Source organism: Protofrankia sp. Cas8, from assembly GCF_963555845.1.
Lineage (GTDB): Bacteria > Actinomycetota > Actinomycetes > Frankiales > Frankiaceae > Protofrankia.
The window spans coordinates 1-4,214 of the sequence record NZ_CAUVXI010000312.1 but is presented as its reverse complement, the minus strand read 5'-3'; the positions used below and the strand labels follow the sequence as shown (position 1 = coordinate 4,214).

Here is a 4,214-nt window from a genome sequence, read left to right as displayed (position 1 = left end):
GCCGTTCGTCCCGGCCGCTCCTGGCCAGCTGTTCGTTGATCCGCAGGAAGCTCTCGCCGGTGAAGGTGAAGTGCAGCAGCGACGCGCCGGTCCGCTCCCCCGGGATCGCCGCCGTGATCTTCACGAGGTGGCTGCCGGGGCGGTCGGCGTCACGGTAGACGTGACCGGCGAGGAAACCACCCTCCTCCACCTCCGTCGAGAACGTCATCCGGTGTTTCAGGGCGTCCGCGACGTCACGGTCGACCACCACCGCGACTCCCGGCGAGGCCGCCGGTGCCGCCTCCGCCGCCTCGGCACCGGGTATCGCAGCCATGTCGGCGCCGAGCTCAGCGAGGGTCGCGGTCGGGGGATCGGGCTCGTGGATCTCCTCCAGATGGAAGAGCCTCGGCCTGCCGGAACCCACCGTCACCTCGACCCGACCCTCGACCTCCGGGGCGGGCCGGACAAGCGCCACTCGATCGAATCCCGGGCCGCGGATACCGAACCCCCAGTGCGTCTCCGCCGGTATCTGCTCGGCGAGCAGCCGCTGCAACGGCCGGGCGATGATCTCCCGGACCGCGTGCGGATGCTGGTAGAGCAGCCGACCATCCCGGACGATGCGCACCTGGACATAGCCGTGGCTCGACCGGAGGTTGACCACCGACGGGTTACCCGCCAGCTCGGAGCGGTCCGCGACCGGCAGGAACGACAGCTCGAAACGGCTGCCGACCAAGGCCTCGCCCAGCACCCGTTCGAACATGGCCTGCAACAGCGGGACGAGCGGCACCCGACCGACCCGGACATAGTCGTCGGTGCGGTACAGCTCGACCTCGGCACTCATCGTCCGCCGGCCCCGGCCCCGGCCCCGGCCTGCGGGTCGTCCTCGGGGACGGTCGCGGGCCGGTCGTCGGCGACGGTTCCGACAATGCTTTCGACCACGTTGCGGTAAACCGCACGGCGCCGCGGCGCCCGGAACAGGACACGGCCGCCGATCTCAGCTATCCGAGCCTGGTTCGCCTTGACCCATTCCGCAGCTGCCCGATCATAGTAGTTGACGCGAACCTCAGGTGCGCCGAAGGCATCCAGCTGGCCGCTTTCCTCCTGCAGACTGTAGTTCCGGAAGGCTGCCATATCCACCAGAATCTGGCACAACTCACCGAAATCCAGGGACGGCGTGTAGGACTCGGCCAGCGCGCCCAGGCACACCAGCCCCTGCTGGGCCTCGTGTTCCCGAGCCTGGTCACAGTCGTAGTTCGGGAATACATTCGGATGGAAGATCGGAGTCAGCCAGAAAACCAGCGGTGGCGTTTCGGGGAATTCGGATCCGAGCTGCACCAGAACGACATGCCGGTTGACGGTCACCGGATCGTCGCCAGATATCGCACCCGGCCCGAAACTCGCCTGGACGAATTCCAGCTCGTACTCGGTGGGCAGCAGAGTGGAATTGGCCCGCACCTGGAATCGGGGATGCGCCTGCGCGTAGGCGACAAGCTGGTTGCGGACCCGGTGCAGCGCCTCCTGCCGGTCCTTCGGGTTGAGCGCCCCGGCCTGGGCCTCCACCCCGATCCGGGTCCGGGAGCCGTCGCGTAACCCCGCTCCGTGCAGGGTGTCGTCCCCGTCGAGCCGCCGTCCCGAGCCGTCGTCCTGCACCGCGTCCACGACAATGGAGCGAGTTGGGCCTGCGTAACCAGGCGGGTACTCGTCCATTACCGACGCAGCCATGTTGGCGACGGTCTGCTGGGCGGGGGCGTCATTCAACCGGAACTGCCGGCCGTCCGGCCCCCGTGCGTACAGCGTCTGGAACACGTAGTCGGGTTCACCCGCCGGGACAACCGTCCACCCGAGATCGGTTTCCTCGAGCCGCTCCCGCACCCGTCCGGTGTTCTCGTCGTTGACCCGGTAGGAAACCGCGTGCGCGGTCGACCAGAACTCGTGTGGCCCCAGGCCGAGGCTCGTGAGGATTTCCGCGGCCTTGCGGCGCTCTGGTTCCGAACTCGCCCGCACAATCACATGGCAGCTCTGCGCCGGCCCCACCTCGGCTTCCGCCGGCTGCGCGGTCGAGCCTTCGGTAGCCTGCGCACGGCCGTCGTCCTGCGTCGACACCGTGACATTTTCCGACGTCGCGGTTCGACCGTTCTCGTTCGTCTCGCCGGTCGTCGAGTTTAGCTCGTTGGTGAGATGACGGGCGGCGAGCCGTTGAAACACGGCACTTGCCGGGTAGCGCTGACTGCTGTTGTACAGCAGCGTCCGGAAGGGCACGAGAATGATTCCATTGTCGAACTCGATGAATACCTGTGTCCACCACTGTTCCGGGTTGATGCCCTGGATGACCGGACTGTATGCCAACGGGTACCCGATCTGGTTGAGCACCATCGAGGCGGCGGCCTCGGTCCGGTAGGCCCGCGCGACCGCGTTCAGGAAGTCGGTCCGCTCGGTATTGGTCAGGCAGATGTCGGGGTCGCCGTCCGGGATCCCGTCGCTCGGCGACCTGCCGCCGTCGCCAACCGGTGCCACTGGAACCCCCCGCCTCCACAGCGCCGACGTCGCAACGGTTGCCCCAGTTGCGCCGTAACGTGAGCGTAGTCCTCGCCACAGCGATGACAACGTCCTGGTACGGGATACGCCACCCAAACCGGGCGCTCGGCGCGCGGGCGCCAGTCGGTTGCGTTTTTTGCACTTTGCGGGACGACGGACGACGGCAGTTAGTCGCCATGACGGCAGCAGAGGGAGTCCGGCGATGGCCCCGGAAACGGTGATACCGGCATCGGACGAACAGGTCGCCCTGGTTCGTCTGGTCGACCTCATGGGCGAGGGTGACGATCGGTCATTGGCGTTGATCCGTGGTGGTGCCGAGGCGGAGCTGCCTCGCTCCGTGCGTGAGGTCCTTACGCGGGTGGCCGAGCTGCTCGCGTCCGGCAGGGGTGTGGCGGTGGTCGCGGTGGACCAGGAACTGACGACACGTGAGGCCGCGGATCTGCTGGGTGTCTCCCGTCCAACGTTGATCAAACTGCTGGATGCGGGGGAGGTCGGCTACTCTCGGCCCGGCTCGTCGCGGCGGATCCCGCTCGAACAGGTGCTCGCATATAGGCAACGGCGCAGCCGTAAGCGCCGCGAGGTGTTGTCGGAGATGACCGCGGACGCGTTGGAGATGGGCATGTACGGGTCACCGGCGCCAACCGGCACCGGTGATGCGGCCTGATCGTGCCGGCCATCATCGTCCTGGACGCCAATGTCCTCATCCCCAACGCGCTGTGTGATCTGCTGCAGTCGCCAAGGACGAGCCGCACCCCTCGGCGCTGGTCAGGCGGATATCGGGACCGTGCCGCCAACGTGCTGGCCGAGGCGTACGCGTTCGGTGAGGTCGGCTACGCCCCCCAGGCGTACGACCTGCTTCACCGCCGCTTGTCCACTGACAACCGCCGCCCGTACGCCACGTCTCTGCCACCCGCCGCCACATCCTTACCGCGGATCACACGGTGCGGATCACACGGTAAGGATGTGAATCTCGTGCTGCTCCAGTAGCACCAGATTCACATCGTTGAGCCGCTGCCGGACGTCCCGGTCTGCGCCGTCGTCCGGCGGTGCGTCGTTCGGGCGCCCGGCGTCGGCGTCGGCGTCGGCGTCGCCAACCGATACCGCTGGAACCCCCCGCCGCCACAGCGCCGACAGCACAACGATTACCACCATGGACTTTGCGATTTTCGCAAGTATCGACGTATCATGGCTAGGTGAAACCTGAGCTTCTCGCTGACCGCATACGCCAGACGCTGCGGGAGTCAGGCATGACCCAGCAGGCGCTTGCGAAGGCCGCCGGTATGGATCCGACCGCTTTGTCCAAGGTGCTCAGCGGCAAGCGGCGTCTGAGCACCTTGGAGCTCGCGCTCATCGCCGACGCGACCGGGGTGTCGGTCGCCGAACTGCTCGCGAGCGACGAGCGGGGAGTCACTCGGATCTCGGCACGCGCGCAACCCGATACGAGCCCTGCAGTCGAGCAGGCCCTGCGCCGCGTGGACGATCTCCTCGAAATTGATGTCCTGCTGTGTGACCTCGGCATGCCCTCATCGCCGAGTCGTTTTCCATTGAAAATTCGCCAGGATAATCCAGTGCGTCAAGCCGACGAGCTTGCCGGTGAGGTACGGGAGCTCGCCGGGGCAGGCGATGCCGACATCGAAGACCTGGCCGACTTCTGTGAACAGAGTTTGGGCATAGATGTTGCGGTCGAACCCCTTCCGACT

General features: G+C 66.8%; 5 protein-coding genes. 2 read left to right on the top strand and 3 right to left on the bottom strand.

The features are described 5' to 3' along the window. Window positions 1–820, bottom strand: an 820-nt coding sequence (locus U9977_RS25965) for a JAB N-terminal domain-containing protein (protein ID WP_322751911.1), incomplete at its 3' end; no start/stop codon positions are given. Next, window positions 817–2,493, bottom strand: a complete 1,677-nt coding sequence (locus U9977_RS25960) for an effector-associated domain EAD1-containing protein (RefSeq protein WP_322751910.1) — start codon at window positions 2,491–2,493, stop codon at window positions 817–819. The genes U9977_RS25960 and U9977_RS25965, both read right to left, overlap by 4 nt. Window positions 2,494–2,716: 223 nt before the next feature. Between U9977_RS25960 and U9977_RS25955 the strand changes: the two genes are divergently transcribed. Continuing rightward, complete coding sequence (locus U9977_RS25955) at window positions 2,717–3,178, top strand: helix-turn-helix domain-containing protein (RefSeq protein WP_322751909.1); 462 nt, start codon at window positions 2,717–2,719, stop codon at window positions 3,176–3,178. 284 nt (window positions 3,179–3,462) lie between these two features. Here U9977_RS25955 and U9977_RS25950 read toward each other — a convergent pair whose 3' ends face one another. Further along, the gene (locus tag U9977_RS25950) at window positions 3,463–3,666 is read right to left on the bottom strand and encodes a hypothetical protein (RefSeq protein WP_322751908.1); all 204 of its coding nucleotides are present in this window, start codon (window positions 3,664–3,666) and stop codon (window positions 3,463–3,465) included. A gap of 41 nt (window positions 3,667–3,707) precedes the next feature. Here U9977_RS25950 and U9977_RS25945 point away from each other — a divergent pair. Then, on the top strand, window positions 3,708–4,214 hold a 507-nt coding region (locus tag U9977_RS25945), incomplete at its 3' end, for a helix-turn-helix transcriptional regulator (protein WP_322751907.1).